Source organism: Shewanella sp. ULN5, assembly GCF_030731885.1.
In the GTDB taxonomy this organism is placed as follows: Bacteria; Pseudomonadota; Gammaproteobacteria; order Enterobacterales; family Shewanellaceae; genus Shewanella; species Shewanella holmiensis.
The window spans coordinates 7,410-24,966 of sequence record NZ_JAPJEE010000001.1; the positions used below are offsets into that span (position 1 = coordinate 7,410).

Consider the following 17,557-nt stretch of genomic DNA (forward strand, 5'->3'; position numbering starts at 1 on the left):
AGCACCATGATGTCAGTTGTGGCAGATAAAACCGGTTACCCTACTGAAATGCTTGAATTAAGCATGGATATGGAAGCGGACCTTGGCATTGATTCTATCAAGCGTGTGGAAATTTTAGGCACAGTGCAAGATGAGTTGCCCGGCTTACCAGAATTAAGCCCAGAAGATTTAGCCGAGTGTCGTACTTTAGGTGAAATCGTTGATTACATGAACAGCAAATTGCCAGCTGCAGGCGCAAGCCCAATCGTTGCATCAGCCGCTGCGTCAGTTGCTTCGGCGCCAGTATCGGCAAACAGCGGCTTGAGTGCTCAATTAGTACAAAGCACCATGATGTCAGTTGTGGCAGATAAAACCGGTTACCCTACTGAAATGCTTGAATTAAGCATGGATATGGAAGCCGACCTAGGCATTGATTCTATCAAGCGTGTGGAAATTCTAGGCACAGTGCAAGATGAGTTACCCGGCTTACCAGAATTAAGCCCTGAAGATTTAGCCGAGTGTCGTACATTGGGCGAAATCGTCGACTACATGAACAGCAAGTTGCCAGCTGCAGGCGCAAGCCCATTAGATGCATCAGTCACTGCAACAGCCGCTACAACAGTTGCTTCGGCGCCTGTATCGGCAAACAGCGGCTTGAGTGCTCAGTTAGTACAAAGCACCATGATGTCAGTTGTGGCAGATAAAACCGGTTACCCTACTGAAATGCTTGAGTTAAGCATGGATATGGAAGCCGACCTTGGCATTGATTCTATCAAGCGTGTGGAAATATTAGGCACAGTGCAAGATGAGTTACCCGGCTTACCAGAATTAAGCCCTGAAGATTTAGCCGAGTGTCGCACGTTAGGTGAAATCGTTGATTACATGAACAGCAAATTGCCAGCTGCAGGCGCAAGCCCAATCGTTGCAACAGCTGCTTCGACTCCAGTATCGGCAAACAGCGGCTTGAGTGCTCAGTTAGTGCAAAGCACCATGATGTCTGTTGTGGCAGATAAAACCGGTTACCCTACTGAAATGCTTGAGTTAAGCATGGATATGGAAGCGGACCTAGGCATTGACTCTATCAAGCGTGTGGAAATTTTAGGCACAGTGCAAGATGAGTTGCCTGGCTTACCTGAACTAAACCCAGAAGATTTAGCTGAGTGTCGTACATTGGGCGAAATCGTGGCTTACATGAACAGCAAATTACCTGCTGGCGGCGCGTTAACAGCAACGAGTTCAGCTGCACAAATGGATGCTCAGCAAGCTACAGCGGAACTTGCTGCAGACTTACCTCCTCATCAGGAAGTCGCGCTAAAAAAGCTACCAGCGGCGGATAAATTAGTTGGCTGTTTCTCTAAAGATGCCTGCATCGTCATCAATGATGATGGACATAATGCTGGCGTATTAGCAGAGAAATTAGTCGCAACTGGCTTAACCGTCGCCGTAATTCAAAGCCCTAAAACCATTACAAGTGCGCAGTCGCCACTAAGCAGTGCAATTGCTAGCTTCGTGTTAACGGATGTCAGTGATGATGCTGTTGCCAAAGTCATTCAACAAGTCGCAGCAAAGCATAAAATAGCCGCTTTTGTTCACTTACAACCACAACTTGCCGCTAAAGGGACATTGCCATTAAGCGAAGCAGGCTTTAGCGCAGTTGAGCAAGCCTTCTTGATGGCAAAACATTTACAAAAAGGCTTTGAGGCGTTATCTCAAACTGAACGCGTAAGCTTTATGACAGTTAGCCGTATTGACGGCGGATTTGGCTACTTAGATAACCAAGCCCTGATGACTGCTGAGCTAAACCAGGCAGCACTTTCTGGCTTAAGCAAAACATTAAGCCACGAGTGGCCAAAGGTATTTTGCCGCGCATTAGATATTGCCCCACAGTTTGAAGCGGCAGAGTTAGCCCAAGCTGTCGTTGCAGAGCTATTTGATGTTGATACTTCAACAACCGAAATTGGGATTAGCAAGCAAGGTCGCCACACGCTAACAGCAACTACGACCGCCCAAACGCGTTATCAAGCAAGCCGTTTAAACCGCGAAGATACCGTACTGGTTACCGGTGGCGCAAAGGGAGTAACCTTTGAATGTGCGCTAACGCTAGCCAAGCAAACCCAATCTCACTTTATCCTTGCAGGACGTAGCGAGCATTTAGCCGCCAACCTTCCTGCATGGGCTAAAGGCAAAAAAGCCAACGAGTTAAAAGCCGCTGCTATTGCGTTTATTCAATCGCAAGGAAACAAGCCAACACCTAAACAAATTGATGCGCTTGTGTGGCCGATTACCAGTAGCTTAGAGATTGATCGCTCACTAGCAGCCTTTAAAGATGTTGGCGCAAGTGCACAATATATCAGCATGGACGTCAGTTCAGATGCCGCGATTAAACAAACCTTAGCCGCTTTAGAAAAGTCATCAGGAAAAACGATTACCGGTATTATTCACGGTGCTGGCGTATTAGCTGATAAGCATATTCAGGATAAAACCTTAACTGAATTAGGCCGAGTATATGGCACCAAAGTGTCTGGCTTTGCCGGCATCATCAATGCCATTGATGCGAGTAAACTTAAGTTAGTGGCGATGTTCTCATCTGCCGCGGGCTTTTATGGCAACACAGGCCAAAGTGACTATTCAATGTCAAATGAGATCCTCAATAAAACGGCACTGCAGCTAGCGGCAAGGTATCCGCAAGCTAAAGTGATGAGTTTTAACTGGGGCCCTTGGGACGGTGGCATGGTCAGTTCAGCGTTAAAGAAAATGTTTGTTGAGCGCGGCGTGTACGTTATTCCTTTAGATAAAGGTGCCAATTTGTTTGCCCACAGCCTGCTTTCTGAAACCGGCGTGCAACTGCTGATTGGCTCAGACATGCAAGGCTCAGACAATAGCAATGCTGATAAATCAGGTGCCGCTGTAAAAAAGCTTAATGCGGACTCTTCGCCTATTGCCGAGGGTTCGCTGACACTATCTTTTACAGGTGTGAATAACACTTATAGCGTTGAACGTGTACTTAATCCGCTTGCAATGCCTTTTATTGAAGACCATTGCATAGCGGGTAATCCAGTACTGCCAACCGTGTGTGCCATTCAGTGGATGCGTGAAACCGCGCAGATACTGTGTGGTCAACCGGTTTGCGTTCAAGATTATAAGTTACTCAAAGGCATCATATTCGATACTGACGAGCCACAGGTTTTAACTTTAACCCTGACCCAAACTGAATCAAGCTTAAATGCGTTAATCGCCAGCAGAATGCAAAGCGCTGACAGCAACAGTGTATTAAGACCGCAATATCAAGCCAAGTTGATAAACCACAGCCAACTTGATAATGCCTCCAACACTTTGCCAAGTAGCGTCAGTCAGGCAAAACAAGGTGCGAGTGAAGCCGGTATTATCAGCACTGATACAGAGCTGTACAGTAACGGCAGTTTATTTCACGGCCCTCGTTTGCAAGGCATAAAGCAAGTATTGATTGCTGACGATCAGCAACTAGTGTGTAAAGTTGAATTACCGCAAATCAACCCGAATGATTGTTTGGGCTTTGCGCCTCAGCTAATGCTGGGTGGCAGTCAGGCGTTTGCTGAAGATTTGTTGCTGCAGGCCATGCTAGTGTGGGCACGAATTAAACATGATGCAGCCAGTTTACCATCAAGTATTGGCGAACTAACTACCTATGCCCCGTTTGCATCAGGTGACCAAGGTTATATCGTGTTGTCGGTCATTAAAAGCAGTAGTCGTTCGCTTACAGCCGACGTGGCGCTTTACCATAATGACGGCAGATTAAGTTGCATTATGTCGACTGCGAAAACCACTATTAGCAAAAGCTTGAATGAGGCTTTTATTGCACCTCGCAACCCAAGCCTTGCCCCAAGCAACAGTAACCTAGTTGAGGGCTCAATTTGATTATGAGCACCTTTACCAGCAAGGAATTAGCTGAAGCCGTTAAGCAACATCATTTGATGCCATTGCGCATCGCGGTGTTGCTTAACCCGCCAAGCCCCCTTCCCCTCGTCGACAGTCAGGTGATTGCGCTTGATGAATCCAATCCACTTGGGTTTGAACAGGCGCTAGCCACTGCGGCCAAGTTACTGGGTGAACAGCCAAATATGATCATTAATTTGGCCAATACATTATGGCTTATTCCGGCACTTTGCGCGGCCAAAAACAGTGTTCACCCACATGCCTTTATTAACGGTGTGGGCATTGCAACCAACAGTGATGAGGCGATAAAGCAGGCATTAACCCATGCTAAACGCTTGCACATTTCCCCCATAGTTAAGACTGCAAAAGCCGGCTCGGCCAAGCATAAGTTACAACAATTACATGCGTTAGTCGGCGCAATGGCACATCGTCAATGTCCACAAGATGATAATCAAAGCAACACAGAGCCTAACTATTGGTTTTGCGATTTTCACCAAAGTCGGGTGGCGGCATTTAGCAGCTCGATGAGTGATGATTCGCATCAAGCGGTTATTTTAACCCAGGGCACTGAAGTGCTAGCGGCTAAGCCTTTGCTCAATCAACATCGATTATGGCTGCCCATTAGCGCAGCTACGATAGCTGAGCTACAGGTACAGTTATCAGGCTTAGCACGGCAATTAACTGAGTTAACGCATAGCAACATGAATAGCACCGCTAATCAACCTGATGACGCAGCTATCACTTTGCCCTTGCTGCAATTCATTAAACAGCAGCTGATTGAATATACTGCCAATAGTGAACCGCATAAATTCACCGCTGTTGTTATGGCGACAAGCTACGCAACCTTGTGTGCTGAAGTGTCTGCCATGCAAAGTGCTCTAGCGGGTATAAATGGCGATGAACCGTTACACTATAAAACCCCTGCTGGCAGCTGTTTTACCTCTACACCTTCGGGTAATGAAGGCCTAAGTTTTGTATTCCCAGGTGTGGGCACGGTTTATCCTAATATGCTTAAACATCTTGGGCATACTTTTCCTGCGCTTTACGCTGAACTTGAAAAACAGGGCGATTTACAAGCCATGTTACAAAGCCAGCATGTTTATGCAACTGATGGTTCAACCCAGAATATGAGCCTGTCAGAGCTGGCTATTTCGGGCGTAGGTGCCAGCTATATATTGACTAAATTGCTGACTAAAACGTTCAATATTAAGCCTAAATTAGCGTTAGGCTATTCAATGGGCGAAGCGTCAATGTGGGCCAGTTTAGAGGTGTGGCAACAACCACACAGCTTAATTGACGCCACCCAAACCAGCTCAATTTTCACCCAAGATATTTCAGGCCCATTAAACTGTGTGCGACAAGATTGGCAACTACTGCCAACGGATGACATTGTGTGGAATAGTTTTGTCACACGGGCAACACCTGAAGAGTTGGCCCCTTACCTTGCTGAATACCCGCGGGCGTACATTGCCATCATCCAAGGTGATACCTGTGTGGTTGCTGGGTGTGAGGCAAGCTGTAAGGCGTTATTAAAGCAAGCGGGTAAGCGTGGCATTGCCTCAAATAAAGTCACCGCCATGCACACTTTACCGGCGATGCAAATTATTGAGCAAGTAAAACAGTTTTATCATCAGCCGCTAATGGATGCTTTGCCTGATGCGATAAAGTTTATTACCGCGACTGAAGCTCAGCCAATTCAGTTAACCTCAGATGCCATTGCGCAATCGATTGCCGATACCTTTTGCCATCAACTGAATTTTACTCAGCTAATCGCTAAGGCTTATCAGCACGGTAGCCGCTTATTTGTTGAAATGGGTGCAGACAGACAAACCACCACATTAATCGACAAAATTTTGCCTAGTCAGGCTTGCCATCAAGCTCAGGCTATCGCCGTTAATGCCAAAGGCGCTGATGAAAGTATCAGTTTATTGAAATGTTTAGGTCAACTACTCAGCCATCAGGTACCTATGTCTTTTGCCCCGTTTATCGATAGCATTGATTGTGCTATTACGCGCGCAACTGAATCATTGCAGGCTTGTGGTCATTCGTCTTTATCGACTGAGACACCTCACCTTATTTCAGAAGGAGAACCCCATTGAGTTCTCATAACACATCAAAAATTGCCATAGTGGGTTTAGCCAATCAGTATCCTGATGCCGATACTCCGGCAAAGTTTTGGCAAAATCTGCTGGATAAAAAAGATTCTCGCAGTCAAATCAGCAATGAAAAGTTAAATGCAAAACCTCAAGAATACACAGGGGTTCAAGGCCAATCAGATCGTTTCTATTGCGATAAAGGCGGCTACATTCAACATTTTCAATTTAACGCCAACGATTATCACATTCCAGCCAGTGCATTTAGCGGTTTAGATGACAGTTTTTTATGGGCAACAGATACCGCACGTAATGCATTAGCTGATGCTGGCATTGACTTAAACGATCATCGTTTAGCGCGTACGGGTATTGTCATGGGCACCTTGTCATTCCCGACAGCTAAATCAAATGAACTGTTTGTACCGCTTTATCACGATGCGGTGGAAAAAGCCTTACAGGTTAAATTGGCCCAGCCAAACTTTGTATTACAACGTTTTGGTGAGCAGCAACCACAGCAAATTAACTATCGCAATGGCGCGATTGCCCATAACGCCTCAAAATTGGTTGCTGATGCTTTAGGGTTAGGCGCGGCACAATTAAGCCTTGATGCCGCCTGTGCAAGTTCTGTTTACGCCCTTAAGTTAGCCTGTGATTATTTACACACAGGCAAAGCCGATATCATGCTTGCTGGCGCAGTATCAGGTGCAGACCCTTTCTTTATTAATATGGGGTTTTCAATCTTCCATGCGTATCCAGATCATGGCATTTCAGCGCCTTTTGACAGTAACAGTAAAGGGTTGTTTGCCGGTGAAGGTGCTGGCGTTCTGGTACTAAAACGGCTTGAAGATGCCGAGCGCGATGGTGATCATATTTATGCGCTTGTCAGCGGCATAGGGTTATCAAACGACGGTAAAGGGCAATTTGTGCTTAGCCCAAATAGCAAAGGCCAGGTGTTATCGTTTGAGCGAGCCTATCGCGAAGCCAACATCGCCCCTGCCAGCATTGAAGTGATTGAATGCCATGCCACGGGCACGCCACTTGGCGACAAGGTTGAGTTAACCTCAATGGAGCGATTCTTTGAAGATAAACTCAACGGCAGTGCCACGCCCTTAATTGGTTCAGCTAAATCTAATTTAGGTCATTTACTCACCGCGGCTGGCATGCCAGGGATAATGAAAATGATCTTTGCTATGCGCCAAGGGGTGTTGCCTCCCAGCATTAATATCAGTAGCCCGATAGCTTCGCCAAATCAGTTGTTTGGTCAGCAAACGCTACCCAATGATGTATTGCCATGGCCCGATAAAGCGGGGAATTCAGTGCGTCATGCTGGGGTATCTGTTTTCGGTTTTGGTGGTTGTAATGCGCATTTGCTCATTGAGTCATACGACAACAATGGTGTGAAAAGTCATGCGACAGCGAATGCTTGTGAGTTTAATGCTGCGCAACAAGAGCTTAGCATCACAGGTATCGCGGCACTTTTTGGTCAAGCCAGTAGCATTAACGCCCTTGCCACTAAAGTGACACAGCAGCAATCATTAATGACTCAGCTTCCCGCTAAACGCTGGAAAGGGTTAGAAAAGCACCCAGAATTGCTGGCTAAACATGGCCTGCATGCTGCCCCACAAGGCGGCTACATTGAACAGTTTGATTTTGATTTCTTGCGCTTTAAAGTCCCGCCCAATGAAGATGATCGCTTAATCTCGCAACAGCTGTTATTAATGAAAGTTGCCGATGAGGCAATTGTCGATGCCAAGTTAACGCCTGGCAGCAAAGTGGCCGTATTAGTGGCAATGGAAACTGAGCTTGAACTGCATCAATTCCGAGGCCGCGTTAATCTACATAGCCAAATAGCGGACAGCTTAACTTCACAGGGTGTTCAGTTAACTGAAGATGAATACCAAGCCCTTGAAACTATCGCCATGGATAGCGTTTTAGATGCCGCCAAGCTGAATCAGTACACTAGCTTTATTGGCAATATTATGGCGTCGCGTATTTCATCATTGTGGGACTTTAATGGCCCAGCCTTTACGATTTCAGCGGGTGAGCAATCGGTTAACCGCTGTATTGATGTCGCCCAAAATCTGTTTGCATTGAGTTCACATCAAGAACCGCTTGATGCTGTGATTATCGCAGCCGTCGATTTATCTGGCAGCATAGAAAATATGCTATTAAAAAATGCTTGTTTATCATCATTAGGCACAGATGATAGTGCTTTATCAGCATGGCATGTCGGTGAAGGCGCTGCGGCTATGGTATTACAAGTCCAAAACGCTGAGTCAACAAGCGCCCAAGGCAATGCCACCAGCTATGCCAATATTGAGAGTTTGCAATTTAACTCGCGTTACTGCGCGGATCAGGTTAGTGACCATATTCTCGCTAAACCCGCTGACTTAATTGAATTGAATCAATCACCTGAAAGCCGATTAGATTTAATGGGGCAAAGCCTTCTTCAGCAATTGTCGCAAGGTGCAAATACCTTAACCCAAGCCCAACACTTGATGGGCCACAGTTTTGCCGCATCGGGTATGGCGAGTATCGTACACAGCTTAATCCAACTCAATCAGCAAAGCTCGGCAGTTAATGCCAGTGTTGTGACGGTTAGTGAAGATCAATGTTCACACATAGATTTATCTGTGTCGGTATCACAACGCCACGCTTTAAATGCTAGATTGAGCTTACCGTTAACCCAACAGTTAGCCGCAGGCAGTAAATTAAGCTTAATTAAGCAAGTCAGTTTGGGTGGGCAAGATATTTATCAGCACATTATTGATACACCGTTAACCGCCCTAACAGATATTCAAATGAAATGTGCGCATATTTTGCCTGTAACGCGCTCGCCAGCAACGATTTCAATCATCCCGATGACTCAAACCCATCGCAATGCGTTTACCTCGTCGGTGACAGAACCAACGACTTCAACAGAGACGACACCCATTATTATGCCAAATTTAAAACCGGCTTCTCCTGTTAAACATGCACAGATCCAATCTTCGCCTGTGGCCACCCCAATACCTCCAGCGCATTTAAACGCTTTTCAACAAAACCAGTGGCTTGCTCAACAAGCACATTTGGCATTTTTGAAAAGCCGTGATGCGGGCTTAAAAGTGGCAGATACCCTGTTAAAGCAACAGCTTGCTCAGGCCAACGGCTCTGCTACCCCGACGGCTGTTAAGGTTCAAGCAGAAAATGTACTGGCGAAACAAGCCCTGCAAACCGCACTGGCGCCTAATCATGCCAAAGTGCCCGCTTATACGGCCCCCATTCCCGCCAATAAGCCGTGTATTTGGAATTACGCTGATTTAGTGGAATACGCAGAAGGTGATATTGCCAAAGTATTTGGTAAAGACTACGCCATTATTGACAGCTATTCACGTCGCGTCCGTTTACCGACCACAGACTACTTATTAGTGTCTCGGGTAACTAAACTTGATGCGACCATGAACCAATATAAGCCATGTTCAATGACCACGGAATACGATATTCCCGTGGATGCGCCTTACTTGGTTGATGGTCAAATCCCTTGGGCGGTTGCCGTTGAATCTGGCCAGTGTGATTTAATGTTGATCAGCTATCTAGGTATCGACTTTGAAAACAAAGGTGAGCGTGTTTATCGTTTATTAGATTGCACCTTAACCTTCTTAGAAGATTTACCTCGTGGCGGTGATACCTTACGTTACGACATTAAAATCAATAACTTTGCCAGCAATGGTGATACATTACTCTTCTTCTTCTCCTATGAATGTTTTGTGGGCGACAAGATGATTCTGAAGATGGATGGCGGTTGTGCAGGCTTCTTCACCGACCAAGAGCTTGCTGACGGTAAAGGCGTGATTCAAACCGAAGACGAAATTAAAAAACGCCTTGAAGTTATCAATAATCCTAACAAACTCCGTTTTAATCCATTATTGCATTGCGCACAAACCCAGTTTACTTATGGCCAGATACACCATTTACTGACAGGTGATATCGGTAGCTGCTTTGGTGGCGAACATGCCAATCATCAACGTCAAACCGGTGTTCAGCCCTCTTTATGTTTTGCTTCTGAAAAGTTTTTAATGATTGAGCAAGTAAGCAAGCTTTCCGTCAATGGTGGAGCATGGGGCTTAGGCTTAATTGAAGGTCATAAACAACTTGCACCTGATCATTGGTATTTCCCATGCCATTTTAAAGGTGATCAGGTCATGGCTGGGTCATTAATGGCTGAAGGCTGTGGTCAGTTATTACAGTTCTTTATGTTGCACATTGGTATGCACACCTTAGTCAGCAACGGGCGATTCCAACCACTTGAAAATGCGTCACAAAAAGTGCGCTGTCGGGGTCAGGTTTTACCACAACATGGCGAATTAACCTACCGAATGGAAGTCACTGAAATCGGTGTTAGCCCGCGTCCTTATGCCAAAGCCAATATTGATATTTTGCTGAATGGTAAAGTGGTTGTCGATTTCCAAAACTTAGGCGTCATGATTAAGGAAGAAAGCGAATGTACTCGCTACCCGCTGCTTGCGCTAGAGACATTAAACCTCAGCGTGAATGGCCAAGGTAAAGCGCCATTAATGGCACAAGTTCCTGATTTAAGTGCGCCAACAAATAAGGGCGTTATTCCACTTAAACACGTTGAAGCGCCAAGTGTTTCACCAGATTCAAAATACGCAAATCGCGTACCTGATACCGTGCCATTTACGCCTTATCATATGTTCGAGTTTGCAACGGGTAACATTGAAAAATGTTTTGGGCCAGATTTCAGTATTTACCGCGGCTTAATTCCACCACGCACACCTTGTGGTGATTTACAGTTAACCACCCGTGTAGTGGAAATTAACGGTAAACGAGGCGAGTTGAAAAAACCGTCATCGTGTATCGCTGAATACGAAGTCCCTGCTGATGCATGGTATTTTACTAAAAACAGCCATCCCGCAGTGATGCCTTACTCAGTGTTAATGGAGATATCGTTACAACCTAACGGATTTATTTCTGGCTATATGGGCACCACATTAGGGTTCCCTGGACAAGAACTGTTTTTCCGTAACCTCGATGGCAGTGGCAAATTATTACGCCATGTCGACTTACGTGGCAAAACAATCGTCAATGATTCCAAGCTATTATCAACCGTCATTGCTGGCAGTAATATCATTCAAAACTTTACCTTTGACTTAAGCGTTGATGGTGAGCCTTTCTATACCGGTAGCGCGGTATTTGGTTACTTTAAAGGTGATGCACTGAAAAACCAGCTCGGTATTGATAACGGCAAAATCACTCAGCCTTGGCATATTGATAATAATGTCGCCGCGGATATCAGTGTAAACTTGTTAGACAAACAGTCGCGCGTGTTTAACCCGCCAGTCAATCAACCGCATTATGCGTTAGCAGGCGGTCAGTTAAACTTTATCGACAAAGCTGAAATTGTCGAAACTGGTGGTAAATACGGCAAAGGCTACCTTGCAGCATCACGCACCATTGATCCAAGCGATTGGTTCTTCCAGTTCCATTTCCATCAAGATCCGGTTATGCCAGGGTCATTAGGCGTTGAAGCCGTGATTGAGTTGATGCAAACTTATGCCATTAGTACCGATTTAGGCAAAGGTTTCACTAACCCTAAATTTGGCCAAATATTGTCAGACATCAAATGGAAATATCGTGGTCAAATTAACCCATTAAACAAACAAATGTCACTTGATGTGCATATTAGCGCCGTGAAAGATGAAAACGGTAAGCGCATTATTGTTGGCGACGCAAACCTCAGTAAAGACGGTTTACGTATTTATGAAGTAAAAGACATCGCTATCTGTATTGAAGAGGCATAAGGGAATAATAATGACAATAAGTATCCAAAACGAAAAGCTTTCTCCATGGCCTTGGCAAGTAGCCTCAAGCGATGCCAGCTTTGACCCTGTAAATATGGGTAAAAAATTAAAAGACCTATCGAAGTCATGCTATTTAATTAATCACCCAGAGCAAGGTTTAGGGGTGTCGCAGCATGCTCAGGTGATTACCGAACAAGATGAACTATCAAGCAGTGCGAGTAATGATGCCAACGCTCATCACCTCCCCGTCAGTGCCTTTGCCCCAGCGCTTGGCACCCAAAGCTTAGGTGACAGTAATTTCCGTCGCGTTCATGGGGTAAAATACGCCTATTACGCAGGTGCTATGGCCAACGGTATTGCCTCGGAAGAATTAGTGATTGCCTTGGGTCAAGCTGGGATTTTATGCTCATTTGGCGCAGCAGGTCTTATTCCATCCCGCGTAGAACAAGCCATTAATCGCATTCAAGCAGCACTGCCAAATGGCCCATATATGTTTAACTTGATCCACAGCCCAAGTGAGCCAGCATTGGAACGCGGCAGTGTCGAGCTATTTTTAAAACATAAAGTGCGCACCGTCGAAGCCTCAGCCTTTTTGGGGTTAACACCGCAAATCGTTTACTACCGAGCTGCAGGATTAAGCCGCGACAACCATGGTGAAGTGGTGATTGGCAATAAAGTGATCGCTAAAATTAGCCGAACTGAAGTCGCGACTAAATTTATGGAGCCTGCCCCAGTAAAAATGCTACAACAGCTAGTAGACGAAGGGTTAATTACTGCCGAACAAATGGAATTGGCACAACAGGTTCCTATGGCTGATGACATTACAGCAGAAGCCGACTCAGGTGGTCATACCGACAACCGTCCATTAGTGACCTTATTGCCGACCATTTTAGCGCTTAAAGATAAAATTCAAGCCAAATATCAATACAAAACTCCTATCCGTGTAGGATGCGGTGGTGGCGTGGGCACTCCTGATGCCGCATTGGCAACCTTTAACATGGGTGCCGCCTTTATTGTAACGGGATCAATTAACCAGGCTTGTGTTGAAGCGGGCGCCAGCGAGCATACTCGCAAACTGCTTGCGACCACCGAAATGGCCGATGTCACTATGGCGCCAGCTGCTGACATGTTTGAAATGGGTGTTAAGCTACAGGTGGTAAAACGTGGCACGCTATTCCCTATGCGTGCTAACAAGTTATATGAAATTTATACTCGCTATGACTCGATAGAGGCAATTCCAGCCGATGAGCGTGAAAAACTTGAAAAACAAGTGTTCCGTTCAAGTTTAGATGATATTTGGGCGGGTACAGTTGCGCATTTTAATGAACGTGACCCTAAGCAAATTGAACGCGCTAAAGATAACCCAAAACGTAAAATGGCATTAATTTTCCGCTGGTATCTTGGTCTTTCAAGTCGTTGGTCCAATACCGGTGAGATTGGCCGTGAAATGGATTATCAAATATGGGCCGGTCCCGCACTTGGCGCGTTCAATGAATGGGCTAAAGGCAGTTATTTAGATGATTATACCAAGCGAAATGCGGTAGACTTAGCAAAACACATGATGCACGGCGCCGCATACCAAGCTAGAGTTAACTTACTTACGGCTCAAGGTGTGGCGGTTCCTGTTGAACTTCAACGCTGGCGTCCACAAGATCAAGTGAAGTAATTAGCTTAAAAACGCGAACTTGCACTCGGTTTAATATTTTATAACGTCTGTTAACAGACTGACTCTTTAACAGACATTTGCACTAGGTAATGGTAATGAGCGAAACGCAAAAACTGGATTTTTCTGCCGTTAATGACACGACTCAAGCTTCATTTAATCAGCATAAAAATCTGATTAAACGCATGATGAAAGGAAATAGCGCAACCTGCAGTGAATGCAATAAACCGCTGACCTTACAATTACCGCCGAACACAAAAAATGCTAAACCCAGTGCTAAACCGCCTGGAATTTACTGTGCTAAAGGTTGCACGGATATTGAGCTGGATATGGAAGCCGTATCTTTAATGTAATACAGAAGTGATACATTGATTTTTAATGATTAAAGGCGCATTTTGCGCCTTTTTTATTACCTGAATTGGCATAATCTTGAGTTACAAAGATTAAAAAATTACTCATTAATAGCCAAAGATTGAAATAAACTATATCTCATCACGGTCTACTCTTTTAGTGACAAACACTATAATGTTAAAACGAATATACGTTCTGCAAACCAATGTGCTGAACATAATAGTGCCGAACATAATAAAAATAGAGAGTTAAGGTTATCGATGAAGTATCGTTTTATGCTAGCCCTTGGTGCAATTGTTTTTAGCAGTGTAAGTGTTGCCCAAACTGAAGATTATCAATTTGCCTCTATCGAATTCTTATTTGAACAACAAGTCGGGGCAAAAGTACTGCCTGAGATTTATGCAAAACTAGGGTTATCCATTAGCATTACTCCTATGCCAGGAAAGCGTGCTCAAAGAGAAGCCGTGACAGGACATAAAGATGGCGAAATCATGCGGATATGGACTTATGGTGTTGAAAACCCGACTATGATCCGCGTACCTACACCGTATTATCAGTTAGAAACCATGGCTTTTGTCCATAAAAACAGCCAAATTACGTTGGCATCTAATGCCGATTTACTCGACCATAATTTATTCAAAGTACGTGGAGTGAAACACACTGACAACATCACTCACGGTTTAAAGTATGTATTCAATTATAATGACACATTAAGCATGATGACGGCTTTAGGTGTTAGTCACAACAGCATCGCATTAACCAATACCGCCGACGGTTTATATGCGATTAAAAAATTAAATATTGATTATATTAAACCTCTGCCACCCGCTCTTGCGACACTTGAGCTTTATCATTATATCAACCCTAAAAATGCCGCTTTAGTGCCTAAAATTGATGCGGTTATCAAAGCAATGAAAGCCAGTGGTGAGCTCGATATTCTGTTACAAAAAGCAGAAAACGAGGTGCTTGCCAACCTTGAAGCGCCACAAAAATCTGCCAATGATAAACAGAATGCTGTGGTACAGAAATAGTTACTAGCTAATTGAATATTACCTATTAACCAATCTAACCTAAATCGTTGCACACTGAGTACAACAGCAAGATTTTAAAATTAAACAAGGATTTATAATGACAAATCAATATACGCCGCCTGCTGTGTGGACAATGGATAATGAAAACGGCGGTCAATGGGCCAGTATTAATCGCCCTAATTCCGGTGCGCGTCATGAGCAATCATTACCCATTGGAGAGCACAACTTACAGCTTTATTCATTAGCAACGCCTAACGGCCAAAAAGTCACCATTTTACTTGAAGAGTTACTCGCATTAGGCGTAAGTGGCGCTGAGTATGATGCTCACTTAATTAATATCGGTGAAGGCAATCAGTTTGCATCTGGGTTTGTGCAGGTTAACCCTAACTCAAAAATTCCAGCGTTAGTTGATAACTCAAGTGCTGAAACCATAAATGTATTTGAGTCGGGCGGGATTTTATTATATCTGGCTGACAAATTTGGCCACTTTATTCCAACACAGATTGCTGCCCGTACTAAAGTGATGAACTGGTTATTTTGGTTACAAGGTTCGGCGCCTTATCTTGGTGGTGGTTTTGGTCATTTTTATGCTTACGCTCCCGAAAAGTTTGAATACCCGATTAATCGCTTTTCAATGGAAGTAAAACGTCAATTAGATTTGTTAGATAAGCAACTGGCCAAAAATACATACTTTGGTGGTGATGAATACTCAATTGCAGACATCGCAATTTGGCCTTGGTATGGCAACCTCGTATTAGGCAACCTTTATAATGCTGCCGCATTTTTGGATGTGGGCAGTTATACCCATGTTATGCGCTGGGCAAAAGTAATTGAGCAACGCCCGGCTGTGCAGCGAGGTAGAATTGTTAATAGGACCTGGGGCGATGTATGGGAACAAGTGCCAAACCGTCATAGTGCAGCAGATATTGATAAGGTGCTGGCACTGAAACCCTAACATAGTTTGCTAACATTTCGTTTAGTTACACCTGTACAGGCTAAATTTAAATAAGCTTAAACTGACAAAGCTAATGAATGGTCGGTTTAAGCTTTTAATCATCTGATGAATAACATTATCGCTTCTGCTCAAATAGCACCCTTATTTCACCCAAACCTTGATAATTAATATCGACCTTGGTGGCCATAGGTACTTTAACCACACCGCAATACGATCCAGTTATAATCGCCTGCCCTTTTTTGAGGCTCACACCTTTAGCTGTTAAATAATTGATTAACCAATAAATTGGCGCTTGTGAATACTGACACGGATGCGTGCCATCAAAAATGCGCGTTTCACCTTGATGACTCACGCTAATATTGATTTTATTAGCCTGGTAAGCGAGAGTTTTATCTATTGCGGGCCCTAAATACAAACCCTGATTACTTAAACCATCTGCAATTTTTTCAAAATAGCTGGCGGCGTAATCACAGCTGAATCGACTTTGAATTAACTCTAATGCCATATGGGTGGCGCTGATCCCAAAATCAATTTGTTCATCGCTGTAGCTATGGTGGGCCACAAAGTCTTGCCCCAGAATAAAGGCAATTTCAGGCTCGATTAATGCTTGTAAGCCGCTCGGGTTAGCAAAGGGAGTGATGGGACAATTGGGTTGTTCAACCACAGCTTGGCTTAATATTGGCGCAAAAATAAGTTGACCATTTTCCAATGGCGTTAAACATTTCCACCCAGCAATCTCTTGGTTTGAAAGTGCGATCATTTGTTGCTGCACAGCAAAAGCATCGTCAATGCATTGCGGCTTAACACCAACAAGTTCAGATGCTGGTGAGATAGCGCTGCGTTGAACCAATAAATGTTGCGCCAATAATTCAAGCAAATCAGTCATTGTTTGTTGAGTATCCATTAAACCGCCAACCACTGTTGTTTGATGATGGGCTTGGTATTGGCGATATCTTCAATGAGCTGTTGTTCTGACTGATATTCAATCCCCTGCCAGAGAGTTAATTCAAATATGCTGCCAGATACCACTTCACCCACGCCCTTTGGAGTACCGGTCATTACAATGTCACCATTTTCGAGAGTTAAAAAATCGCTAATGCCTGAAAAAATGTCACTTGTTGAATAGATCATTAACTGACTATGGCCTAACTGAGATAATTTTCCATTTATGGTCAAACTGAAACACCAATGGTGAGAATCGCAACCTTGGTCAAGTTGATTTATGCTGACAAAATCGCTAAAAACCGCTGAACCATTAAAAGCCTTGGCACGTTCCCAAGGTAGGCCTTTGGATTTCAACTGACTTTGTAAATGGCGTTTAGTCAAATCAAATCCTAAGCCAACAGCTGAAAATTGGCCATTTTCGACCAAAAAACATAGCTCTGCTTCATAATGAAGAGCCTGCTGAAGATGAACGCTGTTAAGTTGAGTGTTAATAGCGCTATTGGGTTTGATAAACACGACCATATCATCAGGAATATCATTACCTAACTCATGAATATGCTCAACGTAATTACGCCCAATACAAACAAGTTTGGACGGCGTAATAAAAAGCTGCCGATTGAGGCTAATGTGTTGCATCACAATATATCTCTATTAAAAACCGTCACTATAATAATCCCGCATACAAAATAAAACCACTACACTTAAATGGCGGTTTACCGATATGAAACAATATCTTTGCTAAAAATTGCCGCCATATAGAACAAGACCATTCCAGCTTAAATCTGTTAACCTTGGATTATTTTAGCTACACTAAAAATGATTAATCT

Annotated in this window: 9 protein-coding genes; 7 read left to right on the forward strand and 2 right to left on the reverse strand. The window is 44.2% G+C overall.

What is annotated here, in order from left to right; all coding sequences use genetic code 11:
* The 7 genes from ORI98_RS00025 to yghU form a co-directional block, all read left to right on the forward strand.
* A partial coding sequence (locus ORI98_RS00025; RefSeq protein ID WP_306133786.1) for an SDR family NAD(P)-dependent oxidoreductase occupies positions 1–3,873 on the forward strand: 3,873 nt, incomplete at its 5' end.
* Positions 3,874–3,875: 2 nt separating this feature from the next.
* Positions 3,876–5,990 (forward strand): PfaB family protein, encoded by a 2,115-nt coding sequence (locus ORI98_RS00030; protein ID WP_306133787.1) that lies wholly within the window; start codon positions 3,876–3,878, stop codon positions 5,988–5,990.
* On the forward strand, positions 5,987–11,785 hold the full coding sequence (locus ORI98_RS00035) for a beta-ketoacyl synthase N-terminal-like domain-containing protein (protein ID WP_306133788.1): 5,799 nt from the start codon (positions 5,987–5,989) through the stop codon (positions 11,783–11,785). Before ORI98_RS00030 ends, ORI98_RS00035 begins: the two co-directional genes overlap by 4 nt.
* A 10-nt stretch (positions 11,786–11,795) precedes the next feature.
* The gene (gene pfaD / locus ORI98_RS00040) at positions 11,796–13,451 is read left to right on the forward strand and encodes an eicosapentaenoate synthase subunit PfaD (protein WP_306133789.1); all 1,656 of its coding nucleotides are present in this window, start codon (positions 11,796–11,798) and stop codon (positions 13,449–13,451) included.
* Between the two features lie 95 nt (positions 13,452–13,546).
* On the forward strand, positions 13,547–13,801 hold the full coding sequence (locus ORI98_RS00045; RefSeq protein WP_261299709.1) for a hypothetical protein: 255 nt from the start codon (positions 13,547–13,549) through the stop codon (positions 13,799–13,801).
* Between the two features lie 258 nt (positions 13,802–14,059).
* The gene (locus tag ORI98_RS00050; RefSeq protein ID WP_306133790.1) at positions 14,060–14,830 is read left to right on the forward strand and encodes an ABC transporter substrate-binding protein; all 771 of its coding nucleotides are present in this window, start codon (positions 14,060–14,062) and stop codon (positions 14,828–14,830) included.
* A 97-nt stretch (positions 14,831–14,927) separates the two neighbouring features.
* Positions 14,928–15,785 (forward strand): glutathione-dependent disulfide-bond oxidoreductase, encoded by an 858-nt coding sequence (yghU, locus tag ORI98_RS00055; RefSeq protein WP_306133791.1) that lies wholly within the window; start codon positions 14,928–14,930, stop codon positions 15,783–15,785.
* Between the two features lie 115 nt (positions 15,786–15,900).
* Here yghU and ORI98_RS00060 read toward each other — a convergent pair whose 3' ends face one another.
* Positions 15,901–16,689: a hypothetical protein gene (locus ORI98_RS00060; protein ID WP_306133792.1), complete on the reverse strand. Its 789-nt coding sequence runs from the start codon at positions 16,687–16,689 to the stop codon at positions 15,901–15,903.
* On the reverse strand, positions 16,689–17,366 hold the full coding sequence (locus ORI98_RS00065) for a fumarylacetoacetate hydrolase family protein (RefSeq protein ID WP_306134053.1): 678 nt from the start codon (positions 17,364–17,366) through the stop codon (positions 16,689–16,691). The genes ORI98_RS00060 and ORI98_RS00065 overlap by 1 nt, the downstream gene beginning before the upstream one ends.
* Positions 17,367–17,557: the final 191 nt, after the last annotated feature.

Coding starts and splice junctions, on each gene's coding strand:
- pfaD (WP_306133789.1), top strand. CDS start 11,796: ATGACAATAAGTATCCAAAACGAAAAGCTTTCTCCATGGCCTTGGCAA.
- yghU (WP_306133791.1), top strand. CDS start 14,928: ATGACAAATCAATATACGCCGCCTGCTGTGTGGACAATGGATAATGAA.
- ORI98_RS00065 (WP_306134053.1), bottom strand. CDS start 17,366: ATGCAACACATTAGCCTCAATCGGCAGCTTTTTATTACGCCGTCCAAA.
- ORI98_RS00060 (WP_306133792.1), bottom strand. CDS start 16,689: ATGGATACTCAACAAACAATGACTGATTTGCTTGAATTATTGGCGCAA.
- ORI98_RS00050 (WP_306133790.1), top strand. CDS start 14,060: ATGAAGTATCGTTTTATGCTAGCCCTTGGTGCAATTGTTTTTAGCAGT.
- ORI98_RS00045 (WP_261299709.1), top strand. CDS start 13,547: ATGAGCGAAACGCAAAAACTGGATTTTTCTGCCGTTAATGACACGACT.
- ORI98_RS00030 (WP_306133787.1), top strand. CDS start 3,876: ATGAGCACCTTTACCAGCAAGGAATTAGCTGAAGCCGTTAAGCAACAT.